An 18,334-nucleotide genomic window follows, 5' to 3' on the forward strand; every position below is an offset into this window, starting at 1 on the left:
ATTTCATGATTGAATCGTATAAAACTAATGCCTGTTCATAAAGAAGGAAGATTGTATGTTAAAGGAAAAAGTTCTGAGCACCATTTATAGAAACGAATTGATTAAGGAAAACTCGAAGTTGCTAATAGGCGTTTCCGGAGGACCGGATTCATTGGTGCTTCTCCATATCCTTAAGGAAATTCAATCTCTTTTTCATTACGAGATGATCGTTGCAAGTGTTGACCATATGTTTCGTGGTGAAGAATCCTATGAGGATTATAAATATGTCGAGCATATATGTGAACGGTGGGGCATTACATTTGAGGGAAAAAGGATCGATGTTCCTGCCCGGATGAAACAGACGGGGGAAAGTTCACAAATAACGTCAAGAAAGCTGCGTTTTGCTTTTTATGAAGAAATGATGGATAAGCATCAAGCCTCCACTCTTGTCCTGGGGCATCATGGAGATGATCAAATCGAAACGATGCTCATGCGTTTAACAAGAGGGGCGACAGGGAAGGCAAGGGCAGGTATTCCTATAAAGAGACGTTTCCATTCCGGAAATCTGATCAGGCCCTTTCTTGAAATCACGAAAAGCCAAATAATCGAATATGCGGGCCTTCATGATATCGAACCAAGGTTTGATCCGAGCAATGAAACGGGTGTCTATGCAAGAAATCGTTTTAGACATGAAGTCCTTCCGTTTTTAAAGAAAGAAAACGGCAAGGTTCATGAGCATTTTCAACGATTCAGTGAAGAGCTTTATGAAGATGAAGAGTTTTTTTTGAACTTGGTTTCAAGCAAAATGTCCGATGTTTGGATCACACAGGATAAAGATCAAGCGGTTATTCAGATTGATCAGGTTCTCGCGATGCCTAAACCTTTACAAAGAAGGGCGATTCAACTAATATTAAACTATCTTTATTTGGAGAGACCTTCATCGCTTTCGGCATTACATATTGACCAACTTTTAGTTTTGTTTTTGAATCCTCAACCATCTGCAGAATTGCATCTTCCGGAGGGCCTTATTGCGGAAAAATCATATCAAACTTGCACGTTTAGGTTTTTCCGGCAAAAAAGCCATAAATATTCCTTTAAATTACAAATTCCCGGTGAGACTATTCTTCCGAATGGATATAAGATTAAAGCGCACTATATAAAAGAAGAAATTCCGGTGCTTAGAGGAAATCATTCTTTTATACTTCCCGAATCAGCTGTTCAGCTTCCTCTTACAGTCCGAACCAGGAATGAAGGCGAACGGATGGCCGTCAAGGGATTAGGTGGAACTAAAAAGTTAAAGGATATTTTTATTAATGAAAAGATCCCGATGCTAGAAAGAAATGTGTGGCCGGTCATCATCGATCAAACTGGAACGGTCATTTGGCTGCCTGGTTTAAAGAAATCGAACGTTGAGCCGGATATAATTTCTGATGAAAAATCTTTAATCTACTTAGAATATAAAAAAGCTTAATTCTTCATGGGGGGCAATTAATTACAATGACCATGCAAAACGACATTGAAAAGGTTTTAATAACAGAGGAAGAACTTCAAAAGAAAATCAGGGAATTGGGTGCGCAGCTTGAAGCTGATTACCAAGGTAAGTTCCCGTTGGCCATCGGAGTGCTGAAAGGCGCCATGCCATTTATGTCAGATTTACTGAAACGCGTTGATACACATCTTGAAATGGACTTTATGGATGTTTCAAGCTATGGTAACTCCACTGTATCTTCCGGTGAAGTGAAAATCATCAAGGATCTTGATACATCAGTTGAGGGCCGGGATATTTTAATCATCGAAGATATTATCGACAGCGGTTTGACTCTTAGCTATCTTGCGGAACTTTTCCGTTACCGAAAAGCAAAATCAATTAAAATCGTTACCTTATTGGATAAACCAACAGGCAGGAAAGCGGATATCACTCCGGACTATGCCGGGTTCATCGTACCGGATGCATTTGTTGTCGGATATGGTCTTGATTTTGCGGAAAAGTATCGTAATCTCCCGTATATTGGCATATTGAAGCCTGAAATTTACTCGAATTAATCGTACCTGTTTGAAAGAGAAGACCAGATAAAAACAGCGGTGTTAAATTATTGTAATTCATTAATTTTGTATGATAGTATTTACTATAGTTTGTTTACCCGTGGGAGGAGGTAAGGGATGAATCGGATCTTCCGTAATACCATATTTTATTTACTGATCTTTTTGGTCATCATTGGGATTGTAAGTATTTTTAATAATAACAATGAACCAAACGTAAAATTGACCCAAGATGAATTCTATAAGCATTTGGAGAGTGGGGACGTTACATCACTTACGATGCAGCCCGAAAGCAGTGTATTTGAAATCACAGGAAAGCTCAAAGGTTATGAGGAAAACAAATTCTTTGTGACGTACGTGCCTTTCAGTGAGTATTCGCAAAGCCGGATCAATGACGCTGTAACCAAGCTGGGAAAAGACATCATCAATGTCGAACCTCCAGAAAAGACAAGTGGCTGGGTGACATTTTTCACTTCCATCATTCCATTTGTAATCATTTTTATCCTCTTCTTCTTTTTACTTAACCAAGCTCAAGGCGGCGGTGGTGGCCGCGTCATGAACTTCGGGAAAAGTAAGGCGAAATTGTATAATGATGATAAGAAAAAAGTACGCTTCAATGATGTTGCCGGAGCGGACGAAGAAAAGCAGGAACTTGTCGAGGTCGTTGAATTCTTGAAAGACCCTCGCAAATATGCCGAGCTTGGTGCCCGGATTCCTAAAGGGGTACTTTTAGTTGGGCCTCCTGGTACAGGTAAAACTTTACTTGCACGAGCAGTAGCTGGTGAAGCCGGAACTCCTTTCTTCTCAATCAGTGGTTCTGATTTTGTTGAGATGTTTGTGGGTGTCGGTGCATCCCGTGTTCGTGATTTGTTTGAAAATGCTAAGAAGAATGCACCATGTATCATCTTTATCGATGAAATTGATGCAGTCGGACGTCAACGTGGAGCAGGTCTTGGTGGCGGTCACGATGAACGTGAACAGACATTGAACCAACTCCTGGTGGAGATGGATGGTTTCGGTGGTAATGAAGGAATCATAATCATTGCTGCGACTAACCGTGCTGATGTATTGGATCCGGCATTATTGCGTCCAGGACGTTTTGACCGTCAAATAACGGTAGGCCGCCCTGATGTCAAGGGCCGTGAAGAAGTGCTGAAAGTGCATGCGCGCAATAAACCTTTAGCAGAAACAGTCGATTTGAAAGCGATCGCTCAGCGTACTCCAGGATTTTCTGGTGCCGATCTTGAAAACTTACTGAATGAAGCGGCTCTTGTAGCTGCCCGTCAAGATAAGAAGAAGATCGACATGTCCGATTTGGATGAAGCTTCGGATCGTGTTATCGCTGGACCTGCCAAGAAAAACCGTGTCATTTCCAAAAAGGAAAGAAATATCGTAGCGTGGCATGAAGCAGGCCATACCATTATTGGATTGGTTCTGGATGATGCCGAAGTCGTTCATAAAGTTACGATTGTCCCTCGTGGTCAAGCTGGCGGTTATGCAGTTATGCTGCCGAAAGAAGATCGTTTCTTCATGACGGAACCTGAGCTTAAAGATAAAATCGTAGGACTATTGGGTGGCCGTGTAGCCGAAGAAGTTACATTCGGAGAAGTGAGTACCGGTGCGCATAACGACTTCCAGCGTGCAACGGGCATAGCTCGGAGCATGGTTATGGAATATGGCATGAGTAAGCTTGGGCCGCTTCAATTCGGTAACTCTCAAGGTCAGGTCTTCCTAGGCCGCGATTTCAACAATGATCAAAACTATTCAGATGCAATAGCATATGAAATCGATCTTGAAATTCAACGTATCATCAAGGAAGCATACGAAAGATGTAAGAAGATCCTTACTGAAAATCGTGAAAAACTTGATTTGGTTGCAAAAACCCTGCTTGAAGTGGAAACACTTGATGCTGAACAAATCAAAAGTTTATTCCATAAAGGTAAATTGCCAGAACGTGATTATACGGCACTGAATGGGAACTTAACCACTGATGAGAATGTCAAGGTGAACATCAATAAGAAGAAGGAAGAAAAAGAGGCCCTATTAGATCCGTTGGATAAAAGAGGACCTGAGGACCTTGAAATAACGGAGGAAGGATTGAATACTCCTCCAATCAAAGAAGGTGCACCTCAAGATCAGCCGCTTTCCTTCCCGAACGAAGATGACAATAAAAAGTCTTAAGTGACTAAATTCAAAAGGGTATTTCCGCCTCGGAAATACCCTTTTCTTAACTCTTATGATAAAGTTTTTTGGTTACCATTGGAAAAGTGCGACTAATAGCGTGGGAAATAACAGTGTGTTATGATGTTGGAGAATAATTTACCGGAGTGATGAAACGATGATTTTTGTATTGGATGTTGGGAATACGAATACTGTATTAGGCGTATACGATGAAGATATTTTAAAATATCATTGGCGAATAGAGACTAACCGTCACAAGACAGAAGATGAGTATGGAATGGTCATAAAGTCTTTGCTTCAACATGAAGGTCTTTCGTTTGATCAATTTGATGGAATCATTATTTCTTCGGTAGTTCCGCCGATTATGTTTGCGCTTGAACGTATGTGCAAAAAATACTTTGGAATTAAACCGCTAATAGTTGGACCTGGAATAAAAACTGGATTGAATATTAAATACGAAAATCCCCGTGAGGTGGGAGCCGACCGAATCGTTAATGCGGTTGCAGGCATTCAGGAATATGGAAGCCCTCTCATTATCGTGGATTTTGGTACGGCAACGACATATTGCTACATAAATGAGGATAAACAATACATGGGCGGAGCCATTGCTCCGGGTATAAATATTTCTACTGAAGCACTTTATTCAAAAGCAGCCAAACTTCCAAGAATAGAAATCAGCCGACCGGAAGGGATTATTGGGAAAAATACGGTGTCCGCCATGCAGGCTGGCATTTTGTATGGATATGTTGGACAGGTAGAAGGAATCGTTAATCGAATTAAGGCGCAAAGTAATCTAGAACCAACGGTAATAGCGACAGGCGGACTGGCTACCTTAATTGCTAATGAGTCCACTGTGATTGACGTTGTGGAGCCATTTTTGACCTTGAAGGGGCTGCAGCTGATTTATAAACGTAATCGGGAGCAAGTGAAGAAGTAATACAAAGCTTGAAAGGAGCAAAATAAATGAAGGATTATCTAATAAAGGCGTTAGGCTATGAAGGACAGGTACGGGCATATGCTGTTTCAACAACAAACACCGTAGGAGAAGCGCAGCGACGCCATTATACATGGCCTACTGCTTCTGCTGCCCTAGGACGGGCTATGACGGCAGGAGTTATGATGGGCGGAATGTTAAAAGGTGAAGAAAAGCTGACGATTAAAATCGAGGGCGGTGGACCGATTGGTTCCATCCTGGTCGACAGCAATGCAAAGGGAGAAGTCCGCGGTTATGTCACTCACCCGCAAACCCACTTTGATTTGAATGAGCAGGGAAAGCTGGATGTAAGGAGAGCGGTGGGTACCGATGGATTGCTGACTGTTGTCAAAGACATTGGTCTTCGTGATTACTTTTCGGGGCAAGTACCGCTTGTATCGGGAGAGTTAGGCGAAGATTTCACTTATTACTTTGTTACTTCCGAACAGGTGCCATCATCTGTGGGGGTTGGGGTTCTCGTGAATCCGGATAATTCAATCCTTGCAGCGGGTGGATTTATCATTCAGTTGATGCCGGGTACATCCGAAGATACGATTTCCAAAATCGAAAATCGACTAAGCACGATAACTCCTGTTTCCAAGATGATTCAAAGTGGCATGACTCCTGAAGAAATCCTAACCGAAATATTAGGTGAGGGCAATGTGAATATACTAGAAAAAATGGATGTCCAATTCTCCTGTCAATGTTCCAGGGAGAGAATTGCCACCGCATTGATTAGCCTAGGGCAAGCTGAGATCCGGGATATCATTGAGACAGACGGACAAGCGGAGGCGCATTGTCATTTTTGTAATCAGACCTACCAATTCTCGAAGGAAGAACTCGAGGAATTAGAGGCAGAAACAAAAAAATAATTTACGGGGGATAAGGGTTTGCCAAAACAAAAGCTTCGGGCGATTATTGCCGGCCTTGCCTTGTTGAACCTTTTGACTATCATTATCTTTGTCATAAAACCACTAATCATTTCAAAATCCGTCATTGGGGAAGAAACGGCCGCAAAGGTTGGGTCCAAGGATATTTCCCGGGAAGCATGGATTAATGAGCTCGAAAAAAGATATGGGGAAGATGTACTTGAGGATATGGTCGATAAAGAGGTAGTGAAACAGGCAGCTGAAAAATACAAAGTGAAGACTTCGGATGAAGAGCTTGATCGGGAACTTAAAATGATGAAAACGATGTATGGGACTGCCGGTCAGAACCTTAATAAAAGTAACGATCAACTGAGGCAGGAAATTCAGTCGAGTCTCCTTCTCGAGAAGCTCCTCACCAAGGACGTTTCGGTTTCCGAAACAGCAATGCGGAGTCATTATGATAATAATAAGGATATCTACAGAATCCCTACTGCTTTCCATGTTTCCCATATCACCACTTCTACAAAAAAGCAGGCAGACCAAGTCATACGTGAACTGGAGAAGGGTGTCTCCTTTGATGTATTGGCAATGGAGAAGTCCCTTGATGAATTCACTGCCAATCAAGGAGGCGACATGGGTTATATATCCCAGGATAACGAGCAAGTCTCCAAGGAATACATAACCGCTGCCGAGAAATTGAAGGTGAAGAAGTGGAGTGATGCAATCCAAACGGAGGATGGCTGGGCCGTTCTCTACCTGCATGAAAGAATAAAGGGCAAGCAGTATGAATATGAAGAAGTTAAAGACAAGATTCACCGCCAAATAGCTCTTGAACAGATTCAGACACCGGTCTCAGGGAAAATTTTCTGGGATGAATTTGATGTAGAATGGTTTTATGGATTGAAGGAAGAAAAGTAGGTCAATGGTTGTGTGAGAAAATTTAGAATATAGTATATAATCATTGACAATGAACTATTAAAACTGGTAACTTTAAAATTATAAAACCAATAAACATACTCGGTATTGAAATGATAAGGGAGTGGAGAAAATGGCACGTATAGCTAATTCTGTAATCGATTTAATTGGACAAACACCTATTGTTAAGTTAAACAAGCTTCAAAATGAAAACAGTGCAGATATTTATTTGAAACTTGAGTATTTTAACCCAGGCAGCAGTGTAAAAGACCGTATCGCCCTTGCGATGATCGAAGCGGCAGAAAAAAATGGTACTCTTAAGCCAGGTGATACGATCATTGAACCTACAAGCGGAAATACGGGAATAGGTTTGGCAATGGTAGCTGCGGCAAAGGGCTATAAATCAATTCTGGTTATGCCGGAGACGATGAGCTTGGAACGCCGTAACTTGCTTCGCGCATATGGGGCAGAATTAGTTCTTACTCCTGGACCTGAAGGAATGAAGGGTGCAATCGCAAAGGCGACTGAGCTTTCTAAAGAAAAAGGTTACTTCATTCCACAGCAATTCGAAAACGAAGCCAACCCTGAAGTACATCGGAACACTACAGGCCCTGAAATCGTTGAAGCCTTTGGAGATGAAGGCTTGGATGCATTCGTTGCCGGAATCGGTACTGGGGGAACCATAACAGGTGCCGGTGAAGTCCTGCGTGAAAAATTCCCTGACATTAAAATTTACGCTGTTGAACCTGCGGATTCTCCAGTATTATCGGGTGGGACTCCAGGACCTCATAAAATCCAAGGAATCGGAGCAGGCTTCATTCCAAGTATATTGAATACAGATCTCTATGACGAAATCATTCAAGTCAATACAGAGGAATCTTTTGATTATGCACGCCGTGCAGCAAAAGAGGAAGGAATCCTTGGCGGAATTTCTTCTGGAGGTGCAATCGCAGCTGCCATTAAAGTGGCTGACAAACTGGGAAAAGGCAAAAAGGTACTTGCCATCATACCGAGTAATGGTGAACGCTACTTAAGTACACCATTATATAACTTTGAGTAAGACAAGACACTAAAAATGAGAAGCGAAGTTCCTATGGGGCTTTGCTTTTCTTTTTTGAGCAAAGTATGCAGAAGTATCCCTGATTTTCATGGAGCTTGCACTATACCTATGTAAATGGGTAAACTCGTATATATAGATTTCTTTAGGTGAAGGAGAACGTTGGATGTCATTAGCAGGAGCATCAAAAATAAAATGCGGTTCATTTGATTTGGATTACAGCAAGAAAACCTTAATCATGGGGATTTTGAATGTTACGCCGGATTCCTTTTCGGATGGCGGAAAATATAATCGGATAGATGCTGCTTTGAAGCATGCTGAACGAATGGTCAACGATGGCGCGGATATATTGGATGTAGGTGGTGAGTCGACCCGTCCTAACTATGAGAGGATATCGGATGAAGAGGAAATAGAGAGAGTCGCCCCAATTATTGAAGCCATATCGCGTAATATTGAGATTCCGATATCGGTCGATACGTATAAATCAAGAGTTGCAGAAGAGGCGGTAAAGGCAGGAGCCCATATATTAAATGATATTTGGGGAGGTAAAGCCGATACCTTGATGTCAAGGGTTGCTGCGGAATATAAGGTGCCGATTATCTTGATGCATAACAGGGGTAATATGGAATATGGACATTTTGTCCGGGATGTACTTCAAGATTTATTCGAAAGCATCATGTTGGTGAAGGATGCAGGTGTCAAGGATGAAAACATCATTCTCGATCCAGGAATTGGCTTTGCGAAAGATTTAAAGTTAAATTTAGAAATGATGAGAAATCTTGATAAGCTGGTATCGTTAGGTTATCCAGTTCTGTTAGCCACATCAAGAAAGTCCATGATTGGCCATGTTCTGGACCTGCCGCCTAGTGAGCGGATGGAAGGCACTGCCGCTACAATTTGCCATGGAATTCAACAAGGCTGTCAGATGGTTCGCGTACATGATGTGAAGGAAATGGCACGGACTGCAAAGATGATGGATGCTCTATTAGGAAAAGGTGAATGAAATGGATAAGATATATGTGAATAAGATGGAGTTTTACGGTTATCATGGAGTTTTTCCGGAGGAAACGAAGCTTGGTCAGCGGTTTAAAGTGGATTTAATCGTCCAGACTGATTTAGCCAAGGCAGGGAAGAGTGACAACCTTGAAGACTCAATCAACTATGGCGAGTTATATGAAGTGTGTAAAAGTGTTGTTGAGGGAGAACCTTTTAAGTTAGTGGAAGCTGTCGCTGAAAAAATCGCTTCTGAACTGCTTAATAAATATTCTTCCATCGAGACATGCACCGTCAAGGTTTATAAACCAGATCCTCCAATAGCAGGTCACTATGAGTCTGTTGCTATAGAGATTGTAAGGGGACGCTGATTGTGATAAATATTGCTTACCTTTCAATAGGGTCGAACTTAGGGGATCGCCTTGAAACATTCCGAAGAGCTTTCCAATTATTGTCTGATAATCCGCATATCAAGATGATGGCCTGCTCTTCTTTATATGAAACAGACCCGATAGGATATGAAGACCAGGACTGTTTTTTAAATGCTGTTCTTAAAGTGGAAACCGATTTAGAACCTGAAAACTTACTTCACGCTTGTATGAAAATCGAACAAGATTTAGGAAGAAAAAGGGAAATTAGGTGGGGTCCCCGTACTATAGACCTTGACATTTTGTTATATAATCAAGAAAATATTAAGACAGAGATTCTTTCAGTCCCGCACCCTCGTATGCACGAGAGGGCTTTTGTTATCGTGCCTTTAATGGAAGTGGACCCTGATATATCACTTCCGCAAATGGATGCACCTTTGAGCGACCTGCTTGAACAGATTTCGGATAAAGAAGGAGTTCGATTATGGAAGGTGAAAAATGGGGAAGGCGTATTCGCGCTTTTCGTAAGTTAAAGGGTTATACCCAGGAAGGGTTTGCGAGGGAAATAGGTGTTTCCGTTTCCTTGCTGGGAGAAGTTGAACGGGGGAACCGCAACCCTTCAGAGGCATTTTTACTGGAAGTGGCGGAAATTCTGCATGTTTCCATTGAAGAGCTTCAGCCACCTGACGATAAATGAAAGAATGTTATAGGAGGTCAACGTGTTAAAAATAGGCGATATAGAAATGAAGAATCCGGTAGTGCTGGCACCGATGGCGGGAGTCTGCAACTCGGCATTCCGCTTGACCGTCAAGGAATTTGGTGCTGGTCTTGTTTGTGCGGAGATGGTCAGTGATAAGGGAATCGTTTTACAAAATGCTAGAACGATGAATATGCTTTATATAGATGAAAGAGAAAAGCCGTTAAGCTTGCAAATCTTTGGCGGTGAAAAGAAATCTTTGGTCGAAGCTGCACAATTTGTAGATAAAAATACAAATGCTGATATCATTGATATCAACATGGGCTGCCCTGTTCCTAAAATCACTAAATGTGATGCGGGTGCGAAGTGGCTTCTCGATCCAAACAAAATTTATGAGATGGTTTCAGCCGTGGTTGATGCCGTTGATAAGCCGGTAACGGTGAAAATGCGCATAGGCTGGGATGATGAGCATGTTTTTGCGATTCAAAATGCCCAGGCTGTTGAACGTGCAGGCGGTAAAGCTGTTTCCATGCATGGCAGGACACGAGTTCAAATGTATGAAGGAAAAGCTAACTGGGACATCATCCGTGAAGTGAAGAGGTCGATTAATATTCCCCTTATCGGTAACGGTGATGTGGAAACTCCACAGGATGCGGAAAGAATGCTGAAGGAAACTGGTGTTGATGGAGTCATGATCGGCCGTGCAGCCCTAGGTAACCCATGGATGATCTACCGGACTGTAAAATATCTAGAAACCGGTCAACTGATGGATGAACCTTCAGTTCGTGAAAAGATGGACGTTTGCGTGCTTCATATGGATCGTCTGATTGCGTTGAAAAATGAAAATGTCGCTGTTCGTGAAATGCGTAAGCATGCTTCTTGGTATTTAAAGGGTGTTAAAGGGAATGCTCAAGCTCGCAAAGGAATTAATTATTGTGAAACAAGGGAAGATGTTGTAAAGCTTCTTTATGGACTTGTTGATGATATTGAAGCGAAGCAACAGAATATCCAAATGGTCTGATGTTTGACATTACCTTCCTATTTTCCTATAATACGCTTATCTTAACTGCCAGTAATCCTGGCAGTTTTTATATGTACATAAGCAATGTTTTAAGATAAAAAGCTGTTGAATTCCTTTACTTTATGTAAGAATAAATATGTATGCAAAAGAATTTCTGATTAATTATATAAGGCATTTATTAATAAAGATGGAGATGATTTTCGTGAGTCATGAAGAATTGAATGACCAACTGCAGGTAAGGCGCGATAAAATGCAGGCCATGATTGATAATGGACAAGACCCTTTCGGGAGCAGGTTCGAGCGCACACATAACACTCAGGAGATAATCAGTGCTTATGGTGAATTAGAAAAGGAAGATCTTGAAGAAAAAGAAATTGAAGTTACGATCGCTGGCCGTGTCATGACGAAGCGCGGAAAAGGGAAAGCGGGATTTGCCCATATCCAGGATATTAGCGGCCAAATCCAAATCTACGTTCGTCTGGATAACATAGGGGAAGGTTCTTACCAAATTTTCAACCAAACGGATCTTGGCGATATCGTAGGGGTAACTGGCGTTATCTTCAAAACAAAAGTCGGGGAACTTTCCATTAAAGCTAAAGAGTATGTGTTCCTTGCTAAGGCGCTTCGCCCGTTACCTGATAAATTTCATGGCTTAAAGGACGTTGAAGAGCGTTATCGTAAACGTTATGTCGATTTAATTACAAATGAGGAAAGTAAAAATACGTTGATCATGCGCAGTCGTATTGTACAAGCCATGAGACGTTATTTGGACGATCATGGATACCTTGAAGTGGAGACGCCGCTATTGCACTCTGTTGCTGGTGGAGCTGCTGCACGTCCTTTCCTTACTCACCATAATGCTTTGGATATGCCTTTGAATTTAAGGATCGCCATTGAACTGCATCTAAAACGCTTAATTGTTGGCGGATTGGAGAAAGTTTATGAAATTGGCCGGGTTTTCAGAAATGAAGGAGTGTCCACAAGGCACAATCCTGAATTCACTTTGATCGAATTGTACGAAGCTTATGCGGATTACCAAGATATCATGAGTTTAACGGAAAACCTGATTGCCCATATAGCTCAAGAAGTTCTTGGGACGACTACCATCCAGTATGGGGAGTATGAGATAGAGTTAAAACCGGAATGGAAACGACTTCACATGGTTGACGCTGTAAAAGAATATACTGGTGTGGACTTCTGGACTGAAATGAGTAAAGAAGAAGCCCAGCAGCTTGCTAAAGAAAATGGGATTGAAGTTAAGGAATCCATGGAGTTCGGCCATATCGTAAATGAATTCTTTGAACAAAAGGTCGAAGATAAGTTAATTCAGCCTACATTCATCTATGGGCATCCAGTGGAAATCTCTCCTTTAGCAAAGAAAAATCCGGAAGATTCCCGTTTCACAGATCGTTTTGAGTTATTCATTGTAGGCAGGGAGCACGCAAATGCCTTCACTGAACTTAATGATCCTATTGATCAACGTCAACGCTTTGAAGCTCAATTGAAAGAACGAGAGCAAGGTAATGATGAAGCTCATGAAATGGATGAAGATTTCTTGGAGGCGTTAGAATACGGAATGCCGCCGACTGGCGGACTGGGAATTGGTGTTGACCGTTTGGTTATGCTATTGACCAATTCTCCTTCTATACGAGACGTCCTGTTATTCCCTTTAATGAGACATCGCTAATATAAGCAAAATGAGTTTTGATTGCAGGGCCGGATTCGGATGGCTGGGATCAAGGGCGTAGCTCTTGATCCTGGTAAGTCCAATTCGGTTTTTGTTTTTTAATTATAATTTCATGCCTTTCAATAGAGTGGATTCTAGGGTTTAAAAGAAAAACAACATTATCTCAAAAAAACTTTATAAAAGGTATTGCGCAGTTAACGTAATGGTGTTATATTTATATCTGTCGTTACGAACGAGTTGCAAACAGATTACAAACTTTAAAAAGTTTTAAAAAAAGTTGTTGACTTGAAGTGATGAAAGTGTTATTATAAATAAGCTGTTCCGAAAGACATTGCTCTTTGAAAACTGAACAAAACAAAGCGCCAACGTTAAATTTTAAGTGAGCACACACTATCAAAAAAGCAAATGAGCAAGTCAAACATTTCTTCGGAGAGTTTGATCCTGGCTCAGGACGAACGCTGGCGGCGTGCCTAATACATGCAAGTCGAGCGAATCGATGGGAGCTTGCTCCCTGAGATTAGCGGCGGACGGGTGAGTAACACGTGGGCAACCTGCCTATAAGACTGGGATAACTTCGGGAAACCGGAGCTAATACCGGATACGTTCTTTTCTCGCATGAGAGAAGATGGAAAGACGGTTTACGCTGTCACTTATAGATGGGCCCGCGGCGCATTAGCTAGTTGGTGAGGTAATGGCTCACCAAGGCGACGATGCGTAGCCGACCTGAGAGGGTGATCGGCCACACTGGGACTGAGACACGGCCCAGACTCCTACGGGAGGCAGCAGTAGGGAATCTTCCGCAATGGACGAAAGTCTGACGGAGCAACGCCGCGTGAACGAAGAAGGCCTTCGGGTCGTAAAGTTCTGTTGTTAGGGAAGAACAAGTACCAGAGTAACTGCTGGTACCTTGACGGTACCTAACCAGAAAGCCACGGCTAACTACGTGCCAGCAGCCGCGGTAATACGTAGGTGGCAAGCGTTGTCCGGAATTATTGGGCGTAAAGCGCGCGCAGGTGGTTCCTTAAGTCTGATGTGAAAGCCCACGGCTCAACCGTGGAGGGTCATTGGAAACTGGGGAACTTGAGTGCAGAAGAGGAAAGTGGAATTCCAAGTGTAGCGGTGAAATGCGTAGAGATTTGGAGGAACACCAGTGGCGAAGGCGACTTTCTGGTCTGTAACTGACACTGAGGCGCGAAAGCGTGGGGAGCAAACAGGATTAGATACCCTGGTAGTCCACGCCGTAAACGATGAGTGCTAAGTGTTAGAGGGTTTCCGCCCTTTAGTGCTGCAGCTAACGCATTAAGCACTCCGCCTGGGGAGTACGGCCGCAAGGCTGAAACTCAAAGGAATTGACGGGGGCCCGCACAAGCGGTGGAGCATGTGGTTTAATTCGAAGCAACGCGAAGAACCTTACCAGGTCTTGACATCCTCTGACAACCCTAGAGATAGGGCTTTCCCCTTCGGGGGACAGAGTGACAGGTGGTGCATGGTTGTCGTCAGCTCGTGTCGTGAGATGTTGGGTTAAGTCCCGCAACGAGCGCAACCCTTGATCTTAGTTGCCAGCATTCAGTTGGGCACTCTAAGGTGACTGCCGGTGACAAACCGGAGGAAGGTGGGGATGACGTCAAATCATCATGCCCCTTATGACCTGGGCTACACACGTGCTACAATGGATGGTACAAAGGGCTGCAAACCTGCGAAGGTAAGCGAATCCCATAAAGCCATTCTCAGTTCGGATTGCAGGCTGCAACTCGCCTGCATGAAGCCGGAATCGCTAGTAATCGCGGATCAGCATGCCGCGGTGAATACGTTCCCGGGCCTTGTACACACCGCCCGTCACACCACGAGAGTTTGTAACACCCGAAGTCGGTGAGGTAACCTTCATGGAGCCAGCCGCCTAAGGTGGGACAGATGATTGGGGTGAAGTCGTAACAAGGTAGCCGTATCGGAAGGTGCGGCTGGATCACCTCCTTTCTAAGGATAATTACGAGAGCGCTTTTGTTTTGTTCAGTTTTGAATGAGTAATTCATTCAAATAGGAAAGACAGTCATCACGATGTGATGGATTCTTTCTGCTTTGTTCCTTGAAAACTAGATAATAGATAGAAGGCAATTAATTTTTTTCAAAGCATCTGTAAGATCTTTTTTAACGGTTAAGTTAGAAAGGGCGCACGGTGGATGCCTTGGCACTAGGAGCCGATGAAGGACGGGACTAACACCGATATGCTTCGGGGAGCTGTAAGTAAGCTTTGATCCGGAGATTTCCGAATGGGGAAACCCACTGTTCGTAATGGAACAGTATCTTTACCTGAATACATAGGGTACTGAAGGCAGACCCGGGGAACTGAAACATCTAAGTACCCGGAGGAAGAGAAAGCAAACGCGATTTCCTGAGTAGCGGCGAGCGAAACGGAATTAGCCCAAACCAAGAGGCTTGCCTCTTGGGGTTGTAGGACACTCAACATGGAGTTACAAAGGAACGGGGTAAATGAAGCGATCTGGAAAGATCCGTCGAAGAAGGTAAAAACCCTGTAGTTGAAACTTCGTTCCCTCCTGAGTGGATCCTGAGTACGGCGGGACACGAGAAATCCCGTCGGAAGCAGGGAGGACCATCTCCCAAGGCTAAATACTCCCTAGTGACCGATAGTGAACCAGTACCGTGAGGGAAAGGTGAAAAGCACCCCGGAAGGGGAGTGAAATAGATCCTGAAACCGTGTGCCTACAAGTAGTCAAAGCCCGTTAATGGGTAATGGCGTGCCTTTTGTAGAATGAACCGGCGAGTTACGATTTCATGCGAGGTTAAGTTGATGAGACGGAGCCGCAGCGAAAGCGAGTCTGAATAGGGCGAATGAGTATGAGGTCGTAGACCCGAAACCAGGTGATCTACCCATGTCCAGGGTGAAGTTCAGGTAACACTGAATGGAGGCCCGAACCCACGCACGTTGAAAAGTGCGGGGATGAGGTGTGGGTAGCGGAGAAATTCCAATCGAACCTGGAGATAGCTGGTTCTCTCCGAAATAGCTTTAGGGCTAGCCTCAAGATGAGAGTATTGGAGGTAGAGCACTGATTGGACTAGGGGCCCCCAACGGGTTACCGAATTCAGTCAAACTCCGAATGCCAAATACTTATTCTTGGGAGTCAGACTGCGAGTGATAAGATCCGTAGTCGAAAGGGAAACAGCCCAGACCACCAGCTAAGGTCCCAAAGTATACGTTAAGTGGAAAAGGATGTGGAGTTGCTTAGACAACCAGGATGTTGGCTTAGAAGCAGCCACCATTTAAAGAGTGCGTAATAGCTCACTGGTCGAGTGACTCCGCGCCGAAAATGTACCGGGGCTAAACGTATCACCGAAGCTGTGGATTGACACCGTATGGTGTCGATGGTAGGAGAGCGTTCTAAGGGCGTTGAAGTCAGACCGGAAGGACTGGTGGAGCGCTTAGAAGTGAGAATGCCGGTATGAGTAGCGAAAGAAGGGTGAGAATCCCTTCCACCGAATGCCTAAGGTTTCCTGAGGAAGGCTCGTCCGCTCAGGGTTAGTCGGGACCTAAGCCGAGGCCGAAAGGCGTAGGCGATGGACAACAGGTTGATATTCCTGTACCACCTATACATCGTTTGAACGATGGGGGGACGCAGAAGGATAGGGTAAGCGCGCTGTTGGATATGCGCGTCCAAGCAGTTAGGCCGGAAACGAGGCAAATCCCGTTTCCATTAAGGCGGAGCTGTGATGGCGAGGGAAATATAGTACCGAAGTTCCTGATTCCACGCTGCCAAGAAAAGCCTCTAGTGAGATGTAAGGTGCCCGTACCGCAAACCGACACAGGTAGGCGAGGAGAGAATCCTAAGGTGTGCGAGAGAACTCTCGTTAAGGAACTCGGCAAAATGACCCCGTAACTTCGGGAGAAGGGGTGCTTTTTAGGGTGAATAGCCCAGAAAAGCCGCAGTGAATAGGCCCAGGCGACTGTTTAGCAAAAACACAGGTCTCTGCGAAGCCGCAAGGCGAAGTATAGGGGCTGACACCTGCCCGGTGCTGGAAGGTTAAGGGGAGAGGTTAGCGCAAGCGAAGCTTTGAACCGAAGCCCCAGTAAACGGCGGCCGTAACTATAACGGTCCTAAGGTAGCGAAATTCCTTGTCGGGTAAGTTCCGACCCGCACGAAAGGTGTAACGATCTGGGCACTGTCTCAACGAGAGACTCGGTGAAATTATAGTACCTGTGAAGATGCAGGTTACCCGCGACAGGACGGAAAGACCCCGTGGAGCTTTACTGCAGCCTGATATTGAATTTTGGTACAGCTTGTACAGGATAGGTAGGAGCCTGAGAAGCCGGAGCGCCAGCTTCGGTGGAGGCGTTGGTGGGATACTACCCTGGCTGTATTGAAATTCTAACCCGCGCCCCTTATCGGGGTGGGAGACAGTGTCAGGTGGGCAGTTTGACTGGGGCGGTCGCCTCCTAAAGAGTAACGGAGGCGCCCAAAGGTTCCCTCAGAATGGTTGGAAATCATTCGTAGAGTGTAAAGGCACAAGGGAGCTTGACTGCGAGACCTACAAGTCGAGCAGGGACGAAAGTCGGGCTTAGTGATCCGGTGGTTCCGCATGGAAGGGCCATCGCTCAACGGATAAAAGCTACCCCGGGGATAACAGGCTTATCTCCCCCAAGAGTCCACATCGACGGGGAGGTTTGGCACCTCGATGTCGGCTCATCGCATCCTGGGGCTGTAGTCGGTCCCAAGGGTTGGGCTGTTCGCCCATTAAAGCGGTACGCGAGCTGGGTTCAGAACGTCGTGAGACAGTTCGGTCCCTATCCGTCGCGGGCGCAGGAAATTTGAGAGGAGCTGTCCTTAGTACGAGAGGACCGGGATGGACGCACCGCTGGTGTACCAGTTGTCTTGCCAAAGGCATAGCTGGGTAGCTACGTGCGGACGGGATAAGTGCTGAAAGCATCTAAGCATGAAGCCCCCCTCAAGATGAGATTTCCCATGGCGCAAGCTAGTAAGATCCCTGAAAGATGATCAGGTTGATAGGTCAGAGGTGGAAGCGTGGCGACATGTGGAGCTGACTGATACTAATAGATCGAGGACTTAACCAACGCTTTTAAAAAAATGAAATACCTTCTTATTATCTAGTTTTGAAGGAACAACGTTCCTTATATGTTTGGTGGCGATAGCGAAGAGGTCACACCCGTTCCCATTCCGAACACGGCAGTTAAGCTCTTCAGCGCCGATGGTAGTTGGGGGTTTCCCCCTGTGAGAGTAGGACGCCGCCAAGCAGTTATATATGGAGGATTAGCTCAGCTGGGAGAGCATCTGCCTTACAAGCAGAGGGTCGGCGGTTCGATCCCGTCATCCTCCACCATTTTTACACTTGCCGGTGTAGCTCAACTGGTAGAGCAACTGACTTGTAATCAGTAGGTTGGGGGTTCAAGTCCTCTTGCCGGCACCATTTTCATACAAGCTTGATATAGCATATATAAATAGTTTATATGAGCCATTAGCTCAGTTGGTAGAGCATCTGACTTTTAATCAGAGGGTCGAAGGTTCGAATCCTTCATGGCTCACCA

Annotated in this window: 13 protein-coding genes, 3 tRNA genes and 3 rRNA genes; all 19 read left to right on the forward strand. The window is 44.5% G+C overall.

Features of this window, described 5'->3' with window-relative positions; all coding sequences use genetic code 11:
- Window positions 1–55: 55 nt before the first annotated feature.
- The 19 genes from tilS to ABC374_RS26050 all read left to right on the forward strand — a co-directional run bounded on the left by tilS (window position 56) and on the right by ABC374_RS26050 (window position 18,334).
- Window positions 56–1,450: a tRNA lysidine(34) synthetase TilS gene (tilS, locus tag ABC374_RS25960; protein ID WP_350300857.1), complete on the forward strand. Its 1,395-nt coding sequence runs from the start codon at window positions 56–58 to the stop codon at window positions 1,448–1,450.
- Window positions 1,451–1,482: 32 nt separating this feature from the next.
- Window positions 1,483–2,022 (forward strand): hypoxanthine phosphoribosyltransferase, encoded by a 540-nt coding sequence (hpt, locus tag ABC374_RS25965; RefSeq protein ID WP_137018539.1) that lies wholly within the window; start codon window positions 1,483–1,485, stop codon window positions 2,020–2,022.
- A gap of 117 nt (window positions 2,023–2,139) precedes the next feature.
- Window positions 2,140–4,200, forward strand: a complete 2,061-nt coding sequence (gene ftsH / locus ABC374_RS25970) for an ATP-dependent zinc metalloprotease FtsH (protein ID WP_350300858.1) — start codon at window positions 2,140–2,142, stop codon at window positions 4,198–4,200.
- A 157-nt stretch (window positions 4,201–4,357) separates the two neighbouring features.
- Window positions 4,358–5,137, forward strand: a complete 780-nt coding sequence (locus tag ABC374_RS25975; RefSeq protein ID WP_063235928.1) for a type III pantothenate kinase — start codon at window positions 4,358–4,360, stop codon at window positions 5,135–5,137.
- Between the two features lie 26 nt (window positions 5,138–5,163).
- Window positions 5,164–6,045 carry an Hsp33 family molecular chaperone HslO gene (gene hslO / locus ABC374_RS25980; protein WP_413020132.1) on the forward strand — a complete coding sequence of 294 codons (882 nt, stop codon included), beginning with the start codon at window positions 5,164–5,166 and terminating at the stop codon, window positions 6,043–6,045.
- 18 nt (window positions 6,046–6,063) lie between these two features.
- Window positions 6,064–6,960 carry a peptidyl-prolyl cis-trans isomerase gene (locus ABC374_RS25985; protein ID WP_350300860.1) on the forward strand — a complete coding sequence of 299 codons (897 nt, stop codon included), beginning with the start codon at window positions 6,064–6,066 and terminating at the stop codon, window positions 6,958–6,960.
- A 130-nt stretch (window positions 6,961–7,090) separates the two neighbouring features.
- On the forward strand, window positions 7,091–8,017 hold the full coding sequence (cysK, locus tag ABC374_RS25990) for a cysteine synthase A (protein ID WP_133353006.1): 927 nt from the start codon (window positions 7,091–7,093) through the stop codon (window positions 8,015–8,017).
- A gap of 163 nt (window positions 8,018–8,180) precedes the next feature.
- Window positions 8,181–9,017 (forward strand): dihydropteroate synthase, encoded by an 837-nt coding sequence (folP, locus tag ABC374_RS25995; RefSeq protein WP_350300861.1) that lies wholly within the window; start codon window positions 8,181–8,183, stop codon window positions 9,015–9,017.
- Window position 9,018: 1 nt separating this feature from the next.
- Window positions 9,019–9,378 carry a dihydroneopterin aldolase gene (folB, locus tag ABC374_RS26000; protein WP_133353008.1) on the forward strand — a complete coding sequence of 120 codons (360 nt, stop codon included), beginning with the start codon at window positions 9,019–9,021 and terminating at the stop codon, window positions 9,376–9,378.
- Between the two features lie 2 nt (window positions 9,379–9,380).
- On the forward strand, window positions 9,381–9,908 hold the full coding sequence (gene folK, locus ABC374_RS26005) for a 2-amino-4-hydroxy-6-hydroxymethyldihydropteridine diphosphokinase (RefSeq protein ID WP_413020133.1): 528 nt from the start codon (window positions 9,381–9,383) through the stop codon (window positions 9,906–9,908).
- A complete protein-coding gene (locus ABC374_RS26010) occupies window positions 9,860–10,072 on the forward strand; it encodes a helix-turn-helix domain-containing protein (RefSeq protein WP_101225931.1) in 213 nt (70 codons plus the stop codon). The genes folK and ABC374_RS26010 overlap by 49 nt, the downstream gene beginning before the upstream one ends.
- 22 nt (window positions 10,073–10,094) lie before the next feature.
- On the forward strand, window positions 10,095–11,093 hold the full coding sequence (dusB, locus tag ABC374_RS26015) for a tRNA dihydrouridine synthase DusB (RefSeq protein WP_350300863.1): 999 nt from the start codon (window positions 10,095–10,097) through the stop codon (window positions 11,091–11,093).
- A gap of 193 nt (window positions 11,094–11,286) precedes the next feature.
- Window positions 11,287–12,780 (forward strand): lysine--tRNA ligase, encoded by a 1,494-nt coding sequence (lysS, locus tag ABC374_RS26020; protein ID WP_413020440.1) that lies wholly within the window; start codon window positions 11,287–11,289, stop codon window positions 12,778–12,780.
- Between the two features lie 423 nt (window positions 12,781–13,203).
- Window positions 13,204–14,754, forward strand: a 16S ribosomal RNA gene (locus ABC374_RS26025).
- A 176-nt stretch (window positions 14,755–14,930) separates the two neighbouring features.
- A 23S ribosomal RNA gene (locus ABC374_RS26030) occupies window positions 14,931–17,863 on the forward strand.
- 64 nt (window positions 17,864–17,927) lie between these two features.
- Window positions 17,928–18,043 (forward strand): 5S ribosomal RNA (rrf, locus tag ABC374_RS26035).
- Together the 16S, 23S and 5S rRNA genes with 3 tRNA genes alongside form the textbook arrangement of a ribosomal RNA operon.
- 10 nt (window positions 18,044–18,053) lie before the next feature.
- Window positions 18,054–18,129, forward strand: a tRNA-Val gene (locus ABC374_RS26040).
- An 11-nt stretch (window positions 18,130–18,140) separates the two neighbouring features.
- Window positions 18,141–18,216, forward strand: a tRNA-Thr gene (locus ABC374_RS26045).
- A 42-nt stretch (window positions 18,217–18,258) separates the two neighbouring features.
- Window positions 18,259–18,334, forward strand: a tRNA-Lys gene (locus tag ABC374_RS26050).

Origin of the sequence: Peribacillus phoenicis, from assembly GCF_047238085.1 — a bacterium.
Lineage (GTDB): Bacteria > Bacillota > Bacilli > Bacillales > DSM-1321 > Peribacillus.